Origin of the sequence: Psychrobacter muriicola 2pS (assembly GCF_904846535.1) — a bacterium.
GTDB classification, from domain to species: Bacteria; Pseudomonadota; Gammaproteobacteria; order Pseudomonadales; family Moraxellaceae; genus Psychrobacter; species Psychrobacter aquimaris.
Window position 1 is genome coordinate 161,533 of record NZ_CAJHBC010000005.1, and the last position, 17,677, is coordinate 179,209.

General features: G+C 43.2%; 12 protein-coding genes. 5 read left to right on the forward strand and 7 right to left on the reverse strand.

Features of this window, described 5'->3' with window-relative positions:
- Positions 1-274 precede the first annotated feature (274 nt).
- On the forward strand, positions 275-1,627 hold the full coding sequence (locus JMX93_RS09300; protein ID WP_193013001.1) for a sodium-dependent transporter: 1,353 nt from the start codon (positions 275-277) through the stop codon (positions 1,625-1,627).
- Between the two features lie 142 nt (positions 1,628-1,769).
- Here the strand turns inward: JMX93_RS09300 and tgt are convergent, their stop codons facing one another.
- Positions 1,770-2,921, reverse strand: a complete 1,152-nt coding sequence (gene tgt / locus JMX93_RS09305; RefSeq protein WP_193013000.1) for a tRNA guanosine(34) transglycosylase Tgt — start codon at positions 2,919-2,921, stop codon at positions 1,770-1,772.
- 216 nt (positions 2,922-3,137) lie between these two features.
- Between tgt and JMX93_RS09310 the strand changes: the two genes are divergently transcribed.
- Entirely contained in the window at positions 3,138-3,788 is a 651-nt protein-coding gene (locus JMX93_RS09310; RefSeq protein ID WP_443510264.1) for an SOUL family heme-binding protein, read from the forward strand.
- 156 nt (positions 3,789-3,944) lie between these two features.
- Here JMX93_RS09310 and asd read toward each other — a convergent pair whose 3' ends face one another.
- Positions 3,945-5,078, reverse strand: coding sequence for an aspartate-semialdehyde dehydrogenase (gene asd, locus JMX93_RS09315; protein WP_443510265.1), 1,134 nt, complete (start codon positions 5,076-5,078; stop codon positions 3,945-3,947).
- Positions 5,079-5,601: 523 nt separating this feature from the next.
- Between asd and JMX93_RS09320 the strand changes: the two genes are divergently transcribed.
- Positions 5,602-6,732, forward strand: a complete 1,131-nt coding sequence (locus JMX93_RS09320) for an endonuclease/exonuclease/phosphatase family protein (protein WP_443510266.1) — start codon at positions 5,602-5,604, stop codon at positions 6,730-6,732.
- Between the two features lie 561 nt (positions 6,733-7,293).
- Here the strand turns inward: JMX93_RS09320 and JMX93_RS09325 are convergent.
- Positions 7,294-8,691: a peptidylprolyl isomerase gene (locus JMX93_RS09325; protein WP_499204527.1), complete on the reverse strand. Its 1,398-nt coding sequence runs from the start codon at positions 8,689-8,691 to the stop codon at positions 7,294-7,296.
- Between the two features lie 150 nt (positions 8,692-8,841).
- Complete coding sequence (locus JMX93_RS09330; protein ID WP_443556902.1) at positions 8,842-11,976, reverse strand: LPS-assembly protein LptD; 3,135 nt, start codon at positions 11,974-11,976, stop codon at positions 8,842-8,844.
- Between the two features lie 387 nt (positions 11,977-12,363).
- On the opposite strand from JMX93_RS09330, the gene JMX93_RS09335 reads away from it, so the two are divergent.
- Positions 12,364-13,476 carry an aminoglycoside phosphotransferase family protein gene (locus JMX93_RS09335; RefSeq protein ID WP_443556903.1) on the forward strand — a complete coding sequence of 371 codons (1,113 nt, stop codon included), beginning with the start codon at positions 12,364-12,366 and terminating at the stop codon, positions 13,474-13,476.
- 114 nt (positions 13,477-13,590) lie between these two features.
- Positions 13,591-14,334, forward strand: a complete 744-nt coding sequence (murU, locus tag JMX93_RS09340; protein WP_499204528.1) for an N-acetylmuramate alpha-1-phosphate uridylyltransferase MurU — start codon at positions 13,591-13,593, stop codon at positions 14,332-14,334.
- Between the two features lie 121 nt (positions 14,335-14,455).
- Here the strand turns inward: murU and JMX93_RS09345 are convergent, their stop codons facing one another.
- The 3 genes from JMX93_RS09345 to JMX93_RS09355 form a co-directional block, all read right to left on the reverse strand.
- Positions 14,456-14,572: a DUF2474 domain-containing protein gene (locus JMX93_RS09345; protein WP_373299586.1), complete on the reverse strand. Its 117-nt coding sequence runs from the start codon at positions 14,570-14,572 to the stop codon at positions 14,456-14,458.
- Positions 14,573-14,665: 93 nt separating this feature from the next.
- Positions 14,666-15,682, reverse strand: a complete 1,017-nt coding sequence (cydB, locus tag JMX93_RS09350) for a cytochrome d ubiquinol oxidase subunit II (RefSeq protein ID WP_193012993.1) — start codon at positions 15,680-15,682, stop codon at positions 14,666-14,668.
- Complete coding sequence (locus JMX93_RS09355) at positions 15,682-17,163, reverse strand: cytochrome ubiquinol oxidase subunit I (RefSeq protein ID WP_499204593.1); 1,482 nt, start codon at positions 17,161-17,163, stop codon at positions 15,682-15,684. The genes cydB and JMX93_RS09355 overlap by 1 nt, the downstream gene beginning before the upstream one ends.
- Positions 17,164-17,677: the final 514 nt, after the last annotated feature.

Here is a 17,677-nt window from a genome sequence, read left to right on the forward strand (position 1 = left end):
AAAACTATTTTAATCGACCAAACTCTTGTTAGTTATACATAAAATGACTAAAAGTCATAACTAATTGTTATGGCTTTTTATGTTTATGAGCGCTTGACTTTTTTGGTGGCTTAGCAGAAACTGAGCCTTTACGATATTGTAAACAATTCTTTCTTAATGTTGCTGGATGCCTCACATTGAGGCGTTTATTGAATAGCCCGATATTTTGAATGGCTATTTATGATAATCAAGGAAGATTATCAGTGATATTAATTGAAGCACGAGGACGGAAAAAATGGCTATTAATAAACAAGAACATGCACAGTGGAGCTCAAGTTTTGGCTTCGTATTGGCAGCGGTTGGTTCAGCAGTTGGTTTGGGAAACATATGGAAGTTTCCCTATATGGTCGGTGAAAGTGGTGGTTCAGCTTTCGTTATCGCTTATTTATTCTGTATCGCGCTGGTAGGTTTTCCGATTCTAGTCGCTGAATGGCTGATTGGTCGCCGTGGACAAAAGAACCCAGTCAACACGTTTGCGGATGTTGCAGCAAGTGAAGGTAAGTCGCGCAATTGGGGCATTGTTGGCGCGTCAGGTATTTTAGGTGGTTTCTTAATCCTATCGTTTTATAGTGTGATTGGCGGTTGGGCACTCAACTACATTACTAAAGCAGGTACAGGCAGTTTTATTGGTCAAGACAGTGATTCTATTGCTGCGACCTTTGATGCTATGTTAGCTTCAGCAGGTACGTTAACGATTTGGCATACCGTGTTTATGGCTATTACTGCTTTGATTGTCGGTATTGGTGTGACCAAAGGTATCGAGACCACGGCTAAAGTTTTAATGCCATTACTAGGCGTGATTTTGTTCGTCATCGTTGGTTATAACGTGATAAATGGTGGTTTTGGCGAAGCAGTAGCCTATCTATTCACACCCGATCTTAGCAAGTTGACTGCGGATGTGATGCTTGCAGCATTGGGTCATGCCTTCTTCACCCTATCTATTGGTATGGGTATCATGATTGCTTATGGCTCATATTTGGGTCGTGAAGTGAACTTACTAAAAACCGCCCGTACCGTTGTGATTTTAGATACGGTTATTGCTTTGGCTGCTGGTCTAGCAATTTTCCCCATCATCTTTAGCAATGGTCTAGACCCTGCTTCAGGCCCTGGCCTTATCTTTGTCAGCTTACCGATTGCTTTTGGTAGCATGGGTGCTGGGACTATTATTGGTACGTTGTTCTTCTTACTTATTACTTTTGCTGCTATTACTTCATCAATCTCATTGCTTGAGCCAACGGTTGAGTTTTTAGAAGAGCGTACGCCGATGAGTCGTACAGTATCAACCATCGTTGCAAGTACGGTTATTTGGCTATTAGGCATCGCAGCACTACTATCATTTAACCTATGGTCTGACTTTACTATTATGGGTAATGGTATCTTTGATGCATTGGATAAAATTACGAGTAAGTTCCTTTTACCTCTAACCGGTCTTGCCGCAATTGTATTCGTTGGTTGGAAAATGGATCAACGCAGTATCCAGCAAGAGCTTAATCTGTCTAATGGTGAATGGCAATTATGGCAAATCGTTGCTAAGTTTGTAGCACCAGTTGCCGTTATCGTGGTATTTGTAACCTCGTTAATGGGCTAGTTTTGATGAAATAGTGTTGAGAGCATAATATTGATAGTGACGTAGATAATTTAAATCATTAGACAATAAAAGCAATACACCAAAAAGGGCTTAAGATAATTCTTAAGCCCTTTTTGTACGTGTAACAATTTCAAAAATATGATTAGCGTAGATTTAACTCAGGAACCGTTTGTCCACGTTTGTTATAAAATTCGCTCACAAACTCATCAAATTTGTCTTGCTCAATGGCGTCACGAATACCTTGCATCAGACGCTGATAATAGCGCAAGTTATGAATAGTCGCTAATTGAGCACCTAGCATCTCTTTACACTTATTAAGATGGTAGAGATAAGCACGGCTAAAGTTTTGGCAAGTATAGCAGTCACATTCAGGGTCTAATGGGCCTTCGTCATTGCGATACTGGCTATTACGGATACGTACCACACCAGCATTGTCCGTATCGCCTGTGACGAAGTAGTGACCATTACGGGCGTTACGCGTTGGCATGACGCAATCAAACATATCGACGCCACGACGCACCGCTTCAACAATATCTTCAGGCTTACCAACACCCATCAGATAGCGCGGCTTGTCTGCTGGCATCGCATCTGGGATGTAGTCTAAGACATCCATCATCTCATCTTTTGGCTCACCAACTGATAGACCGCCGATGGCATAACCATCAAAGCCGATATTGAGCAACCCTTCGAGTGATTGTTGGCGCAAATCCGCATACATGCTGCCTTGAATAATGCCAAATAATGCATTAGTGCTACCCAGTCTTTTATGCTCATCAACACAGCGCTGCCCCCAACGTAGTGACAACTCTAATGATTTTTTGGCTTCGTCATGAGTGGCAGGATAGGGCGTACACTCATCAAATTGCATGACGATGTCTGAGTTCAAGCTATACTGAATCTGCATAGATTTTTCTGGTGATAAAAACACCTTAGCGCCATCGATAGGAGATTTAAAGTCAACCCCTTCTTCGGTGATTTTACGCATTGCACCCAGACTGAATACTTGAAAGCCGCCTGAATCGGTCAGGATAGGCTTATCCCAATGCATAAATTTATGCAAACCGCCGAATTTATCGATGACCTCAGTACCTGGACGCAACCATAAATGAAAAGTATTGCCTAACACGATATCAGCCCCAATGGCTTCAATATCACGTGGCAGCATACCCTTGACCGTACCATAAGTACCAACAGGCATAAATGCTGGCGTTTGTACGTCGCCATGATTGAGATGAACCGTACCACGGCGCGCGCGCGTTTCGCCGCTGGCCGTTTTATGTAAGACAAATTGCATATGATAACCGCTATGTAAGCTATGAAAATGGTGCTAATTATAGCATTGTTGGCGGTTTTTTTGGACATGGATGTTTATGAGACGCTGATATATCTGGCCAATGTTGCTTGGCTATAACCAAAAGATACAGACAGCGTTATCGAGTCATTGGTAAAGTATTAGCTGGTGAGGTAGCAAAAATCGCCAGACCTTGCTTTTAGATGCTGGAGACACGATATGAAAAAGGCAACCTACTTATTACTGAGTGGTTTACTACTAACATCAGGAGCAGCTATGGCTACCGAAGAGCCGAATTATACAGTATTGTCACAAATGGATGACTTTGAGCTGCGTCGTTATGACAAGCAGCTAGTGGCGCAAACATGGGTGAGTGGTGACCAAGACTCAGCGAGTCGCGAAGGGTTTAAAGTGTTAGCCGACTATATATTTGGCAATAATACAGCGCCAACGGGCGGCAGTAGTAAAATTAGCATGACAGCACCTGTGACAATGCAGCCTGAAAATAAAAAAGGTGTTGATGAGTCACAAAAAATCGCGATGACAGCTCCAGTAAGTATGCAGCAAGACGATGGGAAGTGGCGTGTACAATTTACTATGCCCAGTAAATACACGATGCAAACACTGCCCAAACCCAATAATCCAAACATTACAATCACAGAATTACCTGCACAAACGTACGGTGTGATTAAGTTCTCAGGGTTAGCAGGCAGTAAAAAAGTAGCGACTAAAACGGAAGAGCTACAATCTTGGATGCAAACACAAAATTTGACTATAACGGGCGAGCCTGAACTGGCACGCTATAATCCACCTTGGACGCTGCCGTTTTTGCGTCGTAATGAAGTGATGATTGCTTATCAGCCAAAATAGTATCATATATAAAAAGAGATAATTGGCAGACCTAATTCACTTAGTATCAATGGATACTGCCTTTATACTTATTATTCAAATTTTTGGGAAGTGGTGTACCCATAAAAAAGACAGCATTTGCTGTCTTTTTTGTACTGACTTTTTAAGAAAATAAACTTAGTTTTTTTGCTCACGAATAATATTCAGCATACGACGTAATGGTTCAGCTGCGCCCCATAACAGTTGATCGCCAACGGTAAATGCGCCTAGATACTCAGGGCCCATATTGAGCTTACGCAAGCGACCTAGTGCGACTGTCAACGTACCAGTTACTGCCACTGGCGTTAAGCGATTCATGGTGGCTTCTTTGTCGTCTTCGACCAAATCTAACCATTCATTGCCACTGTTTTTTAGTGCGGCTTCAATTTCCTCTAAAGGAATGTCTTTTTTGAGCTTGATGGTTAAGCCTTGAGCATGACAGCGCATCGCGCCCACGCGGACACACATACCGTCGATAGCAATCTTATCGGCTTCAGAATTACCAAGGATTTTATTGGTTTCAACACCACCTTTCCATTCTTCTTTTGACTGTTTGTTCTCTAGTTGAACATCAATATATGGGATTAAGCTACCAGCCAATGGCACACCAAAGTACTGTTTAGGAAAATCGTCTGAGCGTTGAGTTTGGGCGATTTTTTTATCAATCTCAAGGATGGCACTTGCAGGATCAGCCAATTCATCTTTGACCGCATCGTGTAGCACGCCCATGCCAGCGATTAATTCGCGCATGTTGTTAGCACCAGAACCACTAGCTGCCTGATAAGTCATGGCGCTGACCCATTCTACCCAGCCTTTATTAAACAGCTCACCAATCGCCATCAACATCAGTGACACCGTACAGTTACCACCGATAAAGTCTTTTTTGCCAGTGGCTAGGGCGCTATCAATGACAGTGCGATTGACTGGATCAAGAATGATGATGCTGTCATCTTCCATTCGCAAGGTGCTTGCTGCATCAATCCAGTAGCCGTTCCAGCCACCATCACGTAGCGGTTGATGGACTTGTGAGGTGTAGTCGCCGCCTTGGCAGGTAATGATGACATCACAAGCTGCTAGTGCGTCAATATCATGAGCATCTTTTAATTGGCCGGTCTGAATACCATCAAGGCTTGGTGCATCACCACCTGCGTTGCTAGTTGAGAAAAACACGGGTGTAATACCGTCAAAGTCTTTTTCCTCAGTCATACGTTGTATTAATACTGAACCGACCATGCCGCGCCAGCCTACCAAGCCTACTGTTAAATTACTCATGACACTCAATCCTATTTACAATTATTTGTTGCATTGCCAGCCGATAACAATGCCGTGATTATCCATAAAAAGCAAGGCGTTTTGGCCGTTTTTAGTGGTTTTTCATACACTATTAATGATGTTCAGTATAACTTTAAGTTATTAACCTAACGGCGATAGTGGCGATGCCTCACTCGCCACAAGTAGATATCCTTAAAAAATAAAATTCGTCCGTAGTCCTGTTTATGATGGGCGGATTAAAAGTGTAATATTTTATGGCGGTTAACGAATAATCCATAGTCATTAGTAGGCGATATCCTCCTGAAATGCTAAAGTAATCAGCTAATACCAAAACTACAAAGTACAATGAGCTGTGTCAAACTCGTTTAGCTTATGCGGTGTGGTACTTACACTTTTTTCTTGCGCCTTTAATTTTTGTCAATGTCATGACATCAGTTCAAACCATGCAAACCTTTATCATCCAATTAACAATAAGCAGAGTGATTGGTTTAATCATCCTCTTAATAGACGGCTAATACATACTATGGATCTCTCACTATTATATTACAGCATACAGTGGCTAGCAGGATTCATTGCATTTGTGACGATTTGGGGCTGGATACCACTGGATAATTGGTGGGTGCGCGGTGTGGAATTTCCGCGTATTCAGATCATGGTACTGGGTGTCATTGCTTGGATTGGTATGCTGATGTTTTGGTCAGAGTGGCAGCTAGGGCAGTGGCTATTATTTATTGTCTTAAGCATTACGTTGGCCTTTCAGCTGAGAATGATATTGCCGTATACCAAGCTATGGAAAAAAGAAGTCCAAAAGGCAAAAGATAAGCCAGAAGGACAGGCGTATCAACTAAAAATAATGGTATCAAACGTACTAACGCCAAATGATGACACCCAAAAATTGGTGGATTTGGTGAAGCAAAGACAGCCTGATATTTTAATTACGCTAGAAAGCGATGAAAAATGGGAAAAAGCGCTCCATCAAATCGAACCTGATTATCCTTACACCGTAAAAGTGCCACTAGACAATCTGTATGGGATGCATCTTTATTCTAAGCTTGAGTTGATTGATCCTGAAGTCAAGTACTTGATGATCGATGACATACCTTCTATTCATGCCCAGCTGCGTCTGCAAAGTGGTCGCGTGATTTGGTTGTATTGCTTGCATCCTATGCCGCCGAGTCCGACGGAAGCGGATAAATCTACCACCCGCGATGCTGAGCTATTGATGGTTGGCAAGCACATCAAAGAAAACGAGCAAACGGCGATATTGGCAGGCGATCTCAACGATGTGGCATGGTCAAAGACGACTCGACGTTTTCAACGTATATCAGGATTATTAGACCCGCGTATTGGTCGACATTTTATTAATACGTTTCATGTCAGCTATCCATTTTTACGCTGGGCACTGGATCATATTTTCCATAGTGCTTGCTTTACAGTAGTAGATATTCGACGTATGCCTTCTATAGGCTCGGATCACTTCCCTGTTATGACGACTTTACAATACGAACCAGAAGCGGAGAGTAATCAAGAGAAAAATGCCCCTACTGCAGAAGCGGAAGATATCAAAGAGACAGATAATACAATAGTAGAAGGCAAGAAAGAAGGCAAAAAAGTCTCACAGGAACATGCAGAAGAGCAGAGAAGTCTGGGTTAATAGCTTGCCAATGTCGTAATCATCGTATGATGCAATTTAAAAAAGGCTGTAAGCATATGCTTACGTTAAATAAGGTCTTTAGCCTCTAGTCGCATTAAACTGATTACCCTACAATACCACCATCAACACAAGGATACGCATGGATGCAGTGTTGAGACAGTATCAATAAAAGCACAGGTCAGCCCGCTGTCTTATATGATACTGTTCATGACTTAGGATGAGTCAGCATGGAAGAAATAATAACAACAATATGAAGCGCCATAGCCCCGAACCAATCGCCCTAGGTTCGGGGCTTTTCTTTGTGTGTAATTTTCTTAATCTATACCATCTTATATCAGTCCAAAAAGCGAATAGTGATGTCAAACTTACTTGGCTTATAAAATAGATAATATTTATATTGATTTTATTCGGTATTCTTATGAGTGCTGCTACATATTTGAGATTACATTCCGATTATTTTTAAAGCCTAAATAAACGTCAATAAAAAAAGGGTACATGCATTAGCATATACCCTTTTTTGACAAAGCATTATTATATTTGACTTATCGATGCCTACAGCAATTAGCCAAGTACTTGAATGTACGCACCTGCGCGTAGCTCTTGTAGCCAGTCTTCTTTGGCTTGCGGTGCTAAGCGCTGGTAAAGCGCTTGACGTGCCATGTTGCGGCGATATTGATCGCTAACATCTTGTTGGCGTTTGCCTTCGACTTTCAATATATGCCAGCCAAACTGGGTTTTGAAAGGAGCAGAGTAGTCACCAACTGCCGTGTTTTTCATTATGGCTTCGAATGGACCAATCATGTCTTCTTCGCTCACCCAATCAAGGTCGCCACCGCGGCCAGCTGAACCGGGATCATCTGAATAGGTCGATGCTAAACCAGCAAAATCAGCACCGTTGCGTAGCTGCTCATACAAATCATTAATTTTTTGCTCAGCAAGTGCGTCTGTCTGTAATTCATCAACTTTTACCAATATGTGACGCGTATGCCACTGCGGTATCAGCATGGTATCGCTGGCTTTTTTGTCAGCAAGTTTAATGATGTCGATGCCTTCAGGTGTTATTAATGGTGCACTGACCTCGCCAACCTCAAGTTTGGTAATCTCACTTGAAAGCTCTGTAGGTAGAGAAGCGGCTTTATGAAAGCCCATATCACCACCTTGTAGCGGAATAGGATAGTTGCCTTGGCTGGCAGCGACCGCTTCAGCGACATCAACGTTTGGTGCCAGCAAGCGCGTACGCAAGGCTTCTGCTACCTTTAGCGCCTCATTGCGTTGGTCTTCTGATAGTCGGCTGTAATCATCCATGTAAGGCACTCGTACATGAATCGTTTGATATTCACTCTGGTTTAAGCGCTTGGCTTCAGGTGAGGCCAAAAATGCATCAATATCCTGTTCGCTAATGCGTACACGGCTACCGATTTGGCGCTGTTGTAAGGCTTGAATGGCTGCGTCTTCGATCAATTGCGCACGTAGCGCCGCATAGCTACCAGGTTTTGCTGCGTCCAAACGCTGCTGCAATGCTGAGATGCTAGTCAGTCCTTCTGCTTGCGCGATTTGCCCAAGGCGTTGATTGATAGTGGCTTCATCAGGGTTAAGGCCGACGCGCTTGACCATGGATAGCTGTAGCTCACGTAAGATGAGTGCATTTAATACTTCAGACTGTAGCTGTGCTGAGTTTGCAATAGGTTCTCCAGCCGCTTGCGCGCGTGCTTGAGCTTGCGTGATAGCATCGACCAATTCGCTCTTTAAGATAGCATTTTCATTGACTAAAGCAATGATACCGTCTGTGCTATTGGCTGGCGTCAAACGATTGACGTTATTCTGCGCAGCCGCGGTATTTGCTTGAGGCGCTTGTGCAGGTTTAACGGTGGCAGCTTGGGCACTCAATGTAAGCGCTAGGCTGGCACTCATAGGTAGCAGTACAGCACGGCTGGTTTGACGTAAAGAAAAAAATCTCATGATGCTCCTCATCAATGTCATCGCATCGGATGGTAGTTGGTCAACGCTATCTAATGCTTTTAACAGTCAAATATTAAACAGCGTTGCCTATAATAGGGTTACAAGCGGGGTTATGAAATATATAGTACAAATATTTATACAAGAACGGTCTTAGTCTTTCCAAGCAGTTTGGACAGGTTCAAAGCCCAAGATTTTATCAGAGAGTAAGCGGGTCAGGCGGCTGCTACCACTACCAAGACCATTCAATCTAATCTCTGCCATTATGGCTTGCGTTGGTTTGTCTTTGACATTTAAGTCATTATAGTAACGACGACCATAAACTGCAAAACCAAAGCAGCAATCTTCGTAATCAACGCCGACCAACGAATCCAGGACTTTATCACGATTGTAATCGTATTGACCTTGAGCCAAGATTCGCCAGCTGTTATTGATAGGAAAGACCGCCGATGCAGTAAAAGCAGAGAGCGGCAGCTGATCGGTGTTTTCATCACGTTGGCGTTTGACATAGCCCACATTGAACAAGCTGTTGTCAGACGGCTGATAACGTAATTCAGTCGTAATATAATTTAAATCGTAGTCGTTGGTCAGTGCTCCGCTGACATCAACCCAAAAATTGTTATAAGGTTGAGTGCTAGTATCCCATACCATGCCTGATGATGATGAAGTAAATACCGGCTGCTGATCATCAAGCGTTACACGCCCATCATCTAAATAGAACTGCTCTGCAATGCTACCATCAAAACGTGTCACACCCGTTGCATCGATGTAACGATAATTAATGCCAGGAGTGATAGAGTGCAAATCTTGCAAGCGATCATGTCCTAAAAACCAGCTATCTGAAAATAGCTGCTCATAGTTAATAGAGGCGATACGAGTATTGAAGTTGGGAATATCATTTTGGTTTTTGTACGGTGAGTAGGTGTATTTTAATCGAGGGCTTAGCAAGCGATATCCACCCATGGTATCGTCGAATGCGCCAAAAGGCGAGCCTGCTTGGTAGAAATGCAGACCTGCATCAATACTGGCTTGCGGTACAAATACCGACTGGCTACCGTCTTTCTCACTCAGCTGATTGTCGGCTAAGCTATCCTCATCATAAGAGGTATAGAGATGTTGCAAGCTTAGTTTAGGCTTGATATAACCCCAAGATTTTTCCATTGGATAAACGGCACTGAGTTTATTATAAATTCGCCCGCCACTTTTTTCATTCTCAGAGCCATCGTCGATGGATTTTTTGAAGTAAGCAGAATCGCTCACACCCGTGATATCGAAGTTTTTTGCCCACGGCAGTCGATAATCGAGTTTGAGCTGCGGCAATCTTGAATAAGGCTTATCTTTGTCTTCTAAGGGTTTACCATTACTGGTAAAAGCGTCTAAAGTTTGAAAGGTTTCTACCTTCAATTCACCATCAACATAGTCATTATAGTAATTGACACGCGCACGGCGTGGTAAGTTTATGGTGCTGCCTGATAGACCCAGCGTATCGAAATCATTGAGGTAGTCTGAATCTGACACATAACTGTATTTTGCATCACCACTTAAGCGTGGAATACTCTTAGATGACCAATAATGATCATAAAAGAAGCTAGAGCGGTTTTCGTCATTATATTCTTTGTCATTAGGCAAATATGAACCATTAAAAATACCTTCGCCATAACTTTCGGTCAGATAGCGAAACTCGCCTGACACCATAGGATTGCGATCGGTATAAATGTGGGTATTCAGCGTAGCATCATAATTGGGTGCCAAATTGAAATAGTAGGGCACATCAATCTCAAGACCGCTTTCACTACTGATACTGGCATTCGGCAATAAAAAACCACTACTGCGACGATTATCAATCGGGAAGTTGAAATAAGGCAAATAGAACACAGGCACGTCAGCGATACGGAAAGTGGTATTATAGGCTTCGCCGCGACCCGTATCCGTATCTAAATCAATGCTTTTGGCATCAAACTGCCATTTGCGATTGGTTGGTGGACAGGTACTGAACATGACATCATCTAGCTCATATTGATTGTCATTCGGTCTGTTCAAGCGCTTGGCATAACCATGAGCTTGCAGTTCTACACTGGCAAAAGCCACATCATTGGCTGTTGACTGTCCAGTTTCAGTATTATAATTTAAGCTATCAGCGACCCCAATAAGACCACCTTTTGATGCTTTTTCAGTGAAATTGGCTTGGGCGTTATTCGATGAGCGGTTTAGTGCGTTGCTACGTGGCACTTGTTGGCCTGTCGCTTGGTCAGTAAACATGACTTTGCCTTGAGCGGCGGCAATGCCATTGCTCAAATCTAACAAGACTTTTTCTGCTTCTATCTGCTGGGTACCCTGATTGATGATGACATTGCCCGACAGCTCTGCATAGTCGACATTATCGTAATAACCGTAATCTGATTCTGAAAACAGCGGCGCTTGATTATTCGGGAGACCATTTAAGTTTGGTGCAGGCTGACCATTGGTTGCTCCCGCCTCATTGACAGCACGTTGATAGTTGGGGTTGCTCTTTGGATAAACCCATTGACCTTCGCAGCGTTGGGCGCTATCTACGGTATTCGGTAATAACTGTAGGTTTCTACCCACTTTTGGAATGGTTTGCGGGGTAGGTGTTAGCTCGTTTTGAATGACATCTTGGTTAGCATTATCACTATTGTTTAACGTTGAGGCGTCTGTATCGGGTGTCAGCTCATAAAACTCTGCTAAACGCAGCAGACTATCTTGAATACTTTCATCACTCACATCAACTTTACTAGTTTTCTGTGCGGCTTTAGGTACAGTGGTTTCAGCAAGCAGGGCAGTGCTATTATTCTGAGTAGTAGCAATCGTATCTGCTGCTGGTACAAAACCTTTATCATCACTCTCGTTAATGGCGGTAATTTCTAGAGGACGGTTGTCTAAGGAGATTTCATTAATAGCACTCTCATTAGAGATGCTGTCGTTGAAGGTGCTTTCATTAAAGGCGCTTTCATTAAAAGTATTGTCAAAACTACTGTCTGAAGTATTGTTATCAGTAGCAGTCTGTTGATACGTATTACGCTGAAAGTCAGTCTTTTGACTATTGCTATTTTGATAGCGGATATCATTATAGTCACTATCTTTTTGGACACTACTGCGATTGGCATCAGGTGTAACGTCAGAGATATAACGGGTGCTACTGTCAGTGATTAGCGACTCAGTTTGCTGTGTGTCAGCATTGCTGGGCGCAGCACTAACACTTAGGCTGGACAAGCCTAAGGCACCAAATAAGATCAAACGGATGCTTTGGTAAAGCGGAGAATATAACAAGGGCACACCTATGATTGCAGAGCCTATTGGATTGCGATACTGAATTTATTAACCATATTATTAATCATGTATGTCGATTAATAAACGACTAAAAAATCACTGATTGATAATGCTATCTTAAGAATTTGGCTGTTTTACATATAATGACGACTAATCATAGTCAAAAAAAACCAAATCAGCTACACTATTTACCAAAATTTATAATATAGCCAAGCTGTTTTTTGAATGGTTGCTGAGGTTATGCTCAGCGCTAGATGTCGAATGATATCCCAATACGCCTGCTACCGCAGTTTTTTTGGCTCAAGACATCGCTATTTTAACAAGGTTTTGCCTGACTTATCACTACTTTAATTGTTTACGACTTATATTTAACCTGTGATGCCCATTATGACTGATAAAATAATTTTAGAGCCTAATATGATCGATACCAAACTCAATAGCCGTCTACAACAATTAGAGAGCTGGTTACAGCAAGTATTTGCTGGTCAAGCGTTTAAACTCGATAGTCTACCCGGTGACGCGAGTGCTCGCCAATACCATAGGATTCAGCTATCAAACAGTAATGACACGCATGTTGCACATTATATTGTTATGGACTCAGCGGACGAACAAGACGCCATGCGCCAGTTTATCAATGTGACTAAACTGATGGCACCGGCGATCAATGTGCCGACGCTCATCGCGCAAGATGTGACGAAAGGCTTTTTGGTATTGCAGGACTTTGGTGCGGTAGAGTTCGCCCATCTGCTCCTTGATGCGACGCCTGCTCAGATAGATGAGCATTATCAGTTGGCAATGCAGACGTTGGTCGCGCTACAGACTGTCCCAGTTGAAACAGCAAAGTCGCAACATCAATTGCCAGATTATGATACCGCGTTATTAGATCGTGAGATGGATTTATTTAGCGATTGGTTCATACCTTATATCGGTGTCGAGCTTGATAAAGCGATATGGGATACTTTAAAAGAAGCCTTAATAAAAGAGATTTTGCAGCAACCACAAGTCATCGTCCATCGTGATTATCACAGTCGCAACCTAATGCAAGACCAAGCGGATCGCTCGCGCTTAGGTGTGATTGACTTTCAAGATGCCGTCATCGGCTCTTATACCTATGATTTAGTATCATTGCTGCGAGACGCTTATGTAGAATGGCCAGAGAGCCAAGTCTCTGCATGGATTAATGATTTTTGGCAGTTGCAAAAGCAGGCGGGCTTGACCACTGCAGATAGCATAGAGCAGCTCGAAAACGATATGAATGTCATGGGCGTTCAGCGACATCTAAAAGTGTTGGGGATTTTTATTCGCTTGTCTGAGCGAGATGGCAAAGACCGCTATTTGGCGGATATTCCTAAGGTGATGCGTGATTTAATGTTTGAATTAGAATGGTTAGAGGCGCATGGTAGCCAGCATATGCAACAAGCAGTAGCGCCGTTTAATGAGAGTCTCAGGGATAATATACTGCCAGCTTATCAAAGTAAGTTCGTACAGCAATATATTTAGAACGAACCACTTGCAAGTTTCATTTGACGCGAATTCTCATCTGATAAATTGCGTTAAAATATCAGCAAGTTTTAATCTGAATGTAGAGTCCAATAAAATAAAAAAGGAGCGCACATGGCTGAGATTAACCGAGCAATGATTACCCAAGCAATGATTTTGGCTGCTGGTAAGGGCACGCGTCTGCGTCCGTTAACACTTGATACGCCCAAGCCTCTGGTGGAGGTGGGTGGGCAACCGCTTATCGTTTGGCACATTAAAGCGCTACAAGCGGCTGGTATCACTGATATCACGATTAATGCGTCATGGCTGGCTGATAAGCTGATGGATATACTGGGTGATGGCAGGCAATATGGCGTCAAATTGCATTGGTCAGTAGAGGGTGATGAGCCTCTAGAGACCGCAGGTGGTATTTTTCAAGCGTTACAAACTGGCAAGCTACGCGATGAGCCATTTATTTTAGTGAACTCAGATGTATGGACGACCTATGATTTTGCGCAGTTGCAAGATTATGAGCTGAGTGCTGATCAGCGCGCACATCTGTTATTGATTGATAATCCAGAGCATAATAACGGCGGTGATTTTGCCATCAATAATGGTTTAGCCAGTGAACAGCCGATTGATGGTGCAGACAAATATACCTTTGCTGGCATTAGTGTGATGTCACCACGATTGGTCGATGGGTTGGTTTCAGGTCAGCCAGCAGCGTTGGCGCCATTGCTCAAGCAAGCGATGATAAAGTTTCAAATTACGGCTGAAGTCATTTGTGATAATTGGATAGATGTGGGCACACCTGAACGCTTAGCGCAGGTAAACGAGTTTATCGAAAGCAATGGTGTCGATAACCATCAAGGCGCTTAGATTAAGATGCTTAGTTCTCATTAACCTTCTATAAGCACTCTTATAAAAAAAAGCAGCGTCGATTAATCGGCGCTGCTTTTTTACGTTATATAGCAATGGGTAAGTGTGTAATCAATAGCTGCTAAACACCCATAGCCAGCTTAATTAATTGAGCAATCGTAAAAATAACGGCAAACCCTGCTATATATAGCCCAATGAACCATGCCCATTGTGACTGTTTCTTACTGAGCTTCTTCATGCTCGCCTCCCAATGCGTGTTAGTGCGCTTAGCTAAAAAGTATGGCCACTGCTAATATTTGCAGTACCACACTTTTATATCCTTTATTTACCCTTAGTACATATGCTCATGACCCGTTTTACCCTTAAAGGTATAATAGGCAAAAGCGGTATAACTCAGGATAATCGGTAGCATTATGACGGCACCAACTAACATAAAGGATAGTGAGGTGTCAGCTGCGGCTGCTTCATAAATTGTCATCTGATAGGGTACGATGTATGGGAATATGGCAAAGCAAACCCCGATATAACCCATCAAAAACAGCGCCACAGTCAACAAGAAAGGACGATATTCGCGCTCACCACTTAAGTCTTTACGCATCAAGAAAAATAATAGTACAACAATGATTGGCATAGGCGCTAGATATAGTAGACCTGGGAAGCCAAACCAGCCTTCGAGGGCATTGATGTCTGAAAAATACATAAACGCTGTGACAACGATCATTGCCACTATCAAAGCAGAAAGCATCCAGCCAGAAACTTTGCGTGCCCAGACTTGTAGGGTATGTTCAGTTTTGATAATGAGCCATGTGGAACCAAGCAAGGCATAACCGATGATCATGGCAAAGCCGCAGACGATAGAGAAAGGTGTTAACCAATCAAATGGCCCACCAGTATATAAGCGGTTGCTTGCCTCAAGACCTTGTACGAGCGCCCCAAGCATAATGCCTTGTGAGAATGTGGCAACGACTGAACCTACAAAAAAGAACGTATCCCAGACATGACGACGTGACGATGCTTTGAAACGGAACTCAAATGCCACACCGCGCATGATAAGACCAAACAACATCGCTGTTACTGGTAAATAAAGACCCGTCATGATAATGCCATAAGCCACTGGAAAAGCAGCGAACAATCCACCGCCGCCCAGTACTAGCCAAGTCTCGTTACCATCCCAAAACGGGGCAATAGAGTTCATAATGCGGCTACGGTTTTTATCTGAGCCAGCAAAGGGAAACAAAATCCCGCAGCCCAAATCAAAGCCATCAAGCAGTACATAGATAAAGACGGATAGAGCGATAAGTCCGCCCCAAATTAAAGGTAAATCTAATACATCACCGTAGTTAAACATTAGCGTAACCCTCCATCATCGGCATCGTTTGCAGGAGCATCTATATCTTCTTCAGTACTCTCAGCAGGATTGCTATCGCCACTGAGCGCACGACCTTGGCTTTCGGTCACTGAGTGCTCATAGAAGTTATCTTCAGCAGGATCTTCGTACGGTTTTGGCCCTTGAGCAATCAAGCGTAGAATATAAAAACTGCCTGCACCGAAGACAAATATATAGAGGACAATAAAACCAATCAACGTGGTTGCCACTTGCTGTGCTGCGAGCGGTGACATGCTTTCAGCGGTGCGTATCACACCATATACGGTCCATGGTTGACGTCCTGTCTCGGTCACAAACCAGCCCGATAGTAATGCGATAAAGCCAAGCGGCGTCATCATCATCCAAGCACGGTGAAACCATACGCTCTCAGGATTGTACTGTTGTTTTTTAAAGTATTTATAGAGACTAAATAAGCCGACTAGCACCATTAACATGCCAATACCAACCATAATACGAAATGCCCAAAATACGATAATGACAGGCGGTTGGTCTTCAGGAGCCCAGTTTTTCAGACCTTTCACTTCTCCATCTAGCGAATGGGTTAGGATCAACCCAGATACATAAGGGATGCTAACTTCATATTTATTGGTCTGGTTTTTTTGGTCAGGAATAGCGAATAAGCGTAATGCTGCGCCGCGCTCATCCTCCCAAATACCTTCCATCGCTGCGACTTTGGCTGGCTGGTGCTCCAGTGTATTTAGACCATGCTCATCGCCAATCAACACCTGAGCTGGTGCTATAAATATCGCCATAATCATGGCCATGCCTAGCATGACGCGGCCATGTTGACGGTGATCGATGTGTTTTTTAGACTGAATATAATAAGCACCAACCCCACCGATGACAAAGGCAGTCGTCAGGAATGCCGCTGTGATCATATGAGCATAGCGGTAAGGGAATGAAGGATTAAAAATAATCTCAAGCCAGTTGGTAGGATATAACAGTCCATCAGCGCCCATCATAAAGCCTTGCGGGGTATGCATAAAACTGTTAGCTGACAAAATCCAAAATCCTGAAATCAGCGTGCCAATGGCGACAATGGCGGTTGAGGCAAAGTGCATACGTTTGCTCACGCGGCCCCAACCAAATAGCATGATACCTAAAAAGGACGCTTCTAAGAAAAACGCGGTCAATACTTCGTAGGCGAGTAGTGGCCCCAAGACGTTACCGGCTTTGTCAGAAAAAACTGCCCAATTGGTACCGAATTGGTAGGACATTACCACACCGGACACCACACCCATACCAAACACCACGGCAAATATCTTAACCCAGTGCTTATAAACTTCCGCATAGATAGGCTCGCCAGTTTTGAGCCAACGGAACTCAAGTACCGTCAGCCAGCTGGCCAGCCCAATAGAAAAGGCAGGAAACACGATATGGAACGAGACAACAAAAGCGAATTGGATGCGCGCGAGTGTCAGCGCATCGAGCTGGTCGATCATAAACGTAGCGAACATAAACGGTCACCCTTATTTGTTAGCTGAATAGCGCTGGCTTCCATAAAACGCTTAAGTGACTGCCCATAACTGTCTATAGATCAAGGTAAAAGTATTACGGGCAATGGCTCAGTGTCGATTAGCGAGCAACCTTAGGGATAAAGTGCGGCTAAGCTAACGACTGTTTAGCTGAATTAAGTAATTTATATCCCTATAAATTAATACATTACTGTTATGTGCTGTCAATATATTATGCGCTTCCCTCGATATACACGCAAGCTGAGCAACAAGTCTGGCGCATACCTAATAGTCATTAAAATCTGCTTAGATAAACCTTGAAAGATCGAATCAATCGCCCGAAAAAACAAGGTGTTATCCAGTTTTCCTTAATAACAGTAGGGTCTTATTTAGATACTGATATAGGTACAAATATCCAACACAGTACAAAGTTATAAAGTTACCTATTTGAATTTTAACTTTGCAGCGCATCGGCGAGCGCAGTGCTATATGACAAAAGTGG

Bases quoted from the DNA above. Each gene is read 5' to 3' on its own strand.
- tgt (WP_193013000.1), bottom strand. From the start codon at position 2,921: ATGCAATTTGTCTTACATAAAACGGCCAGCGGCGAAACGCGCGCGCGC.
- JMX93_RS09345 (WP_373299586.1), bottom strand. From the start codon at position 14,572: ATGAAGAAGCTCAGTAAGAAACAGTCACAATGGGCATGGTTCATTGGG.
- JMX93_RS09310 (WP_443510264.1), top strand. From the start codon at position 3,138: ATGAAAAAGGCAACCTACTTATTACTGAGTGGTTTACTACTAACATCA.
- JMX93_RS09335 (WP_443556903.1), top strand. From the start codon at position 12,364: ATGACTGATAAAATAATTTTAGAGCCTAATATGATCGATACCAAACTC.
- asd (WP_443510265.1), bottom strand. From the start codon at position 5,078: ATGAGTAATTTAACAGTAGGCTTGGTAGGCTGGCGCGGCATGGTCGGT.
- JMX93_RS09300 (WP_193013001.1), top strand. From the start codon at position 275: ATGGCTATTAATAAACAAGAACATGCACAGTGGAGCTCAAGTTTTGGC.
- murU (WP_499204528.1), top strand. From the start codon at position 13,591: ATGGCTGAGATTAACCGAGCAATGATTACCCAAGCAATGATTTTGGCT.
- JMX93_RS09320 (WP_443510266.1), top strand. From the start codon at position 5,602: ATGGATCTCTCACTATTATATTACAGCATACAGTGGCTAGCAGGATTC.
- cydB (WP_193012993.1), bottom strand. From the start codon at position 15,682: ATGTTTAACTACGGTGATGTATTAGATTTACCTTTAATTTGGGGCGGA.
- JMX93_RS09355 (WP_499204593.1), bottom strand. From the start codon at position 17,163: ATGATCGACCAGCTCGATGCGCTGACACTCGCGCGCATCCAATTCGCT.
- JMX93_RS09325 (WP_499204527.1), bottom strand. From the start codon at position 8,691: ATGAGATTTTTTTCTTTACGTCAAACCAGCCGTGCTGTACTGCTACCT.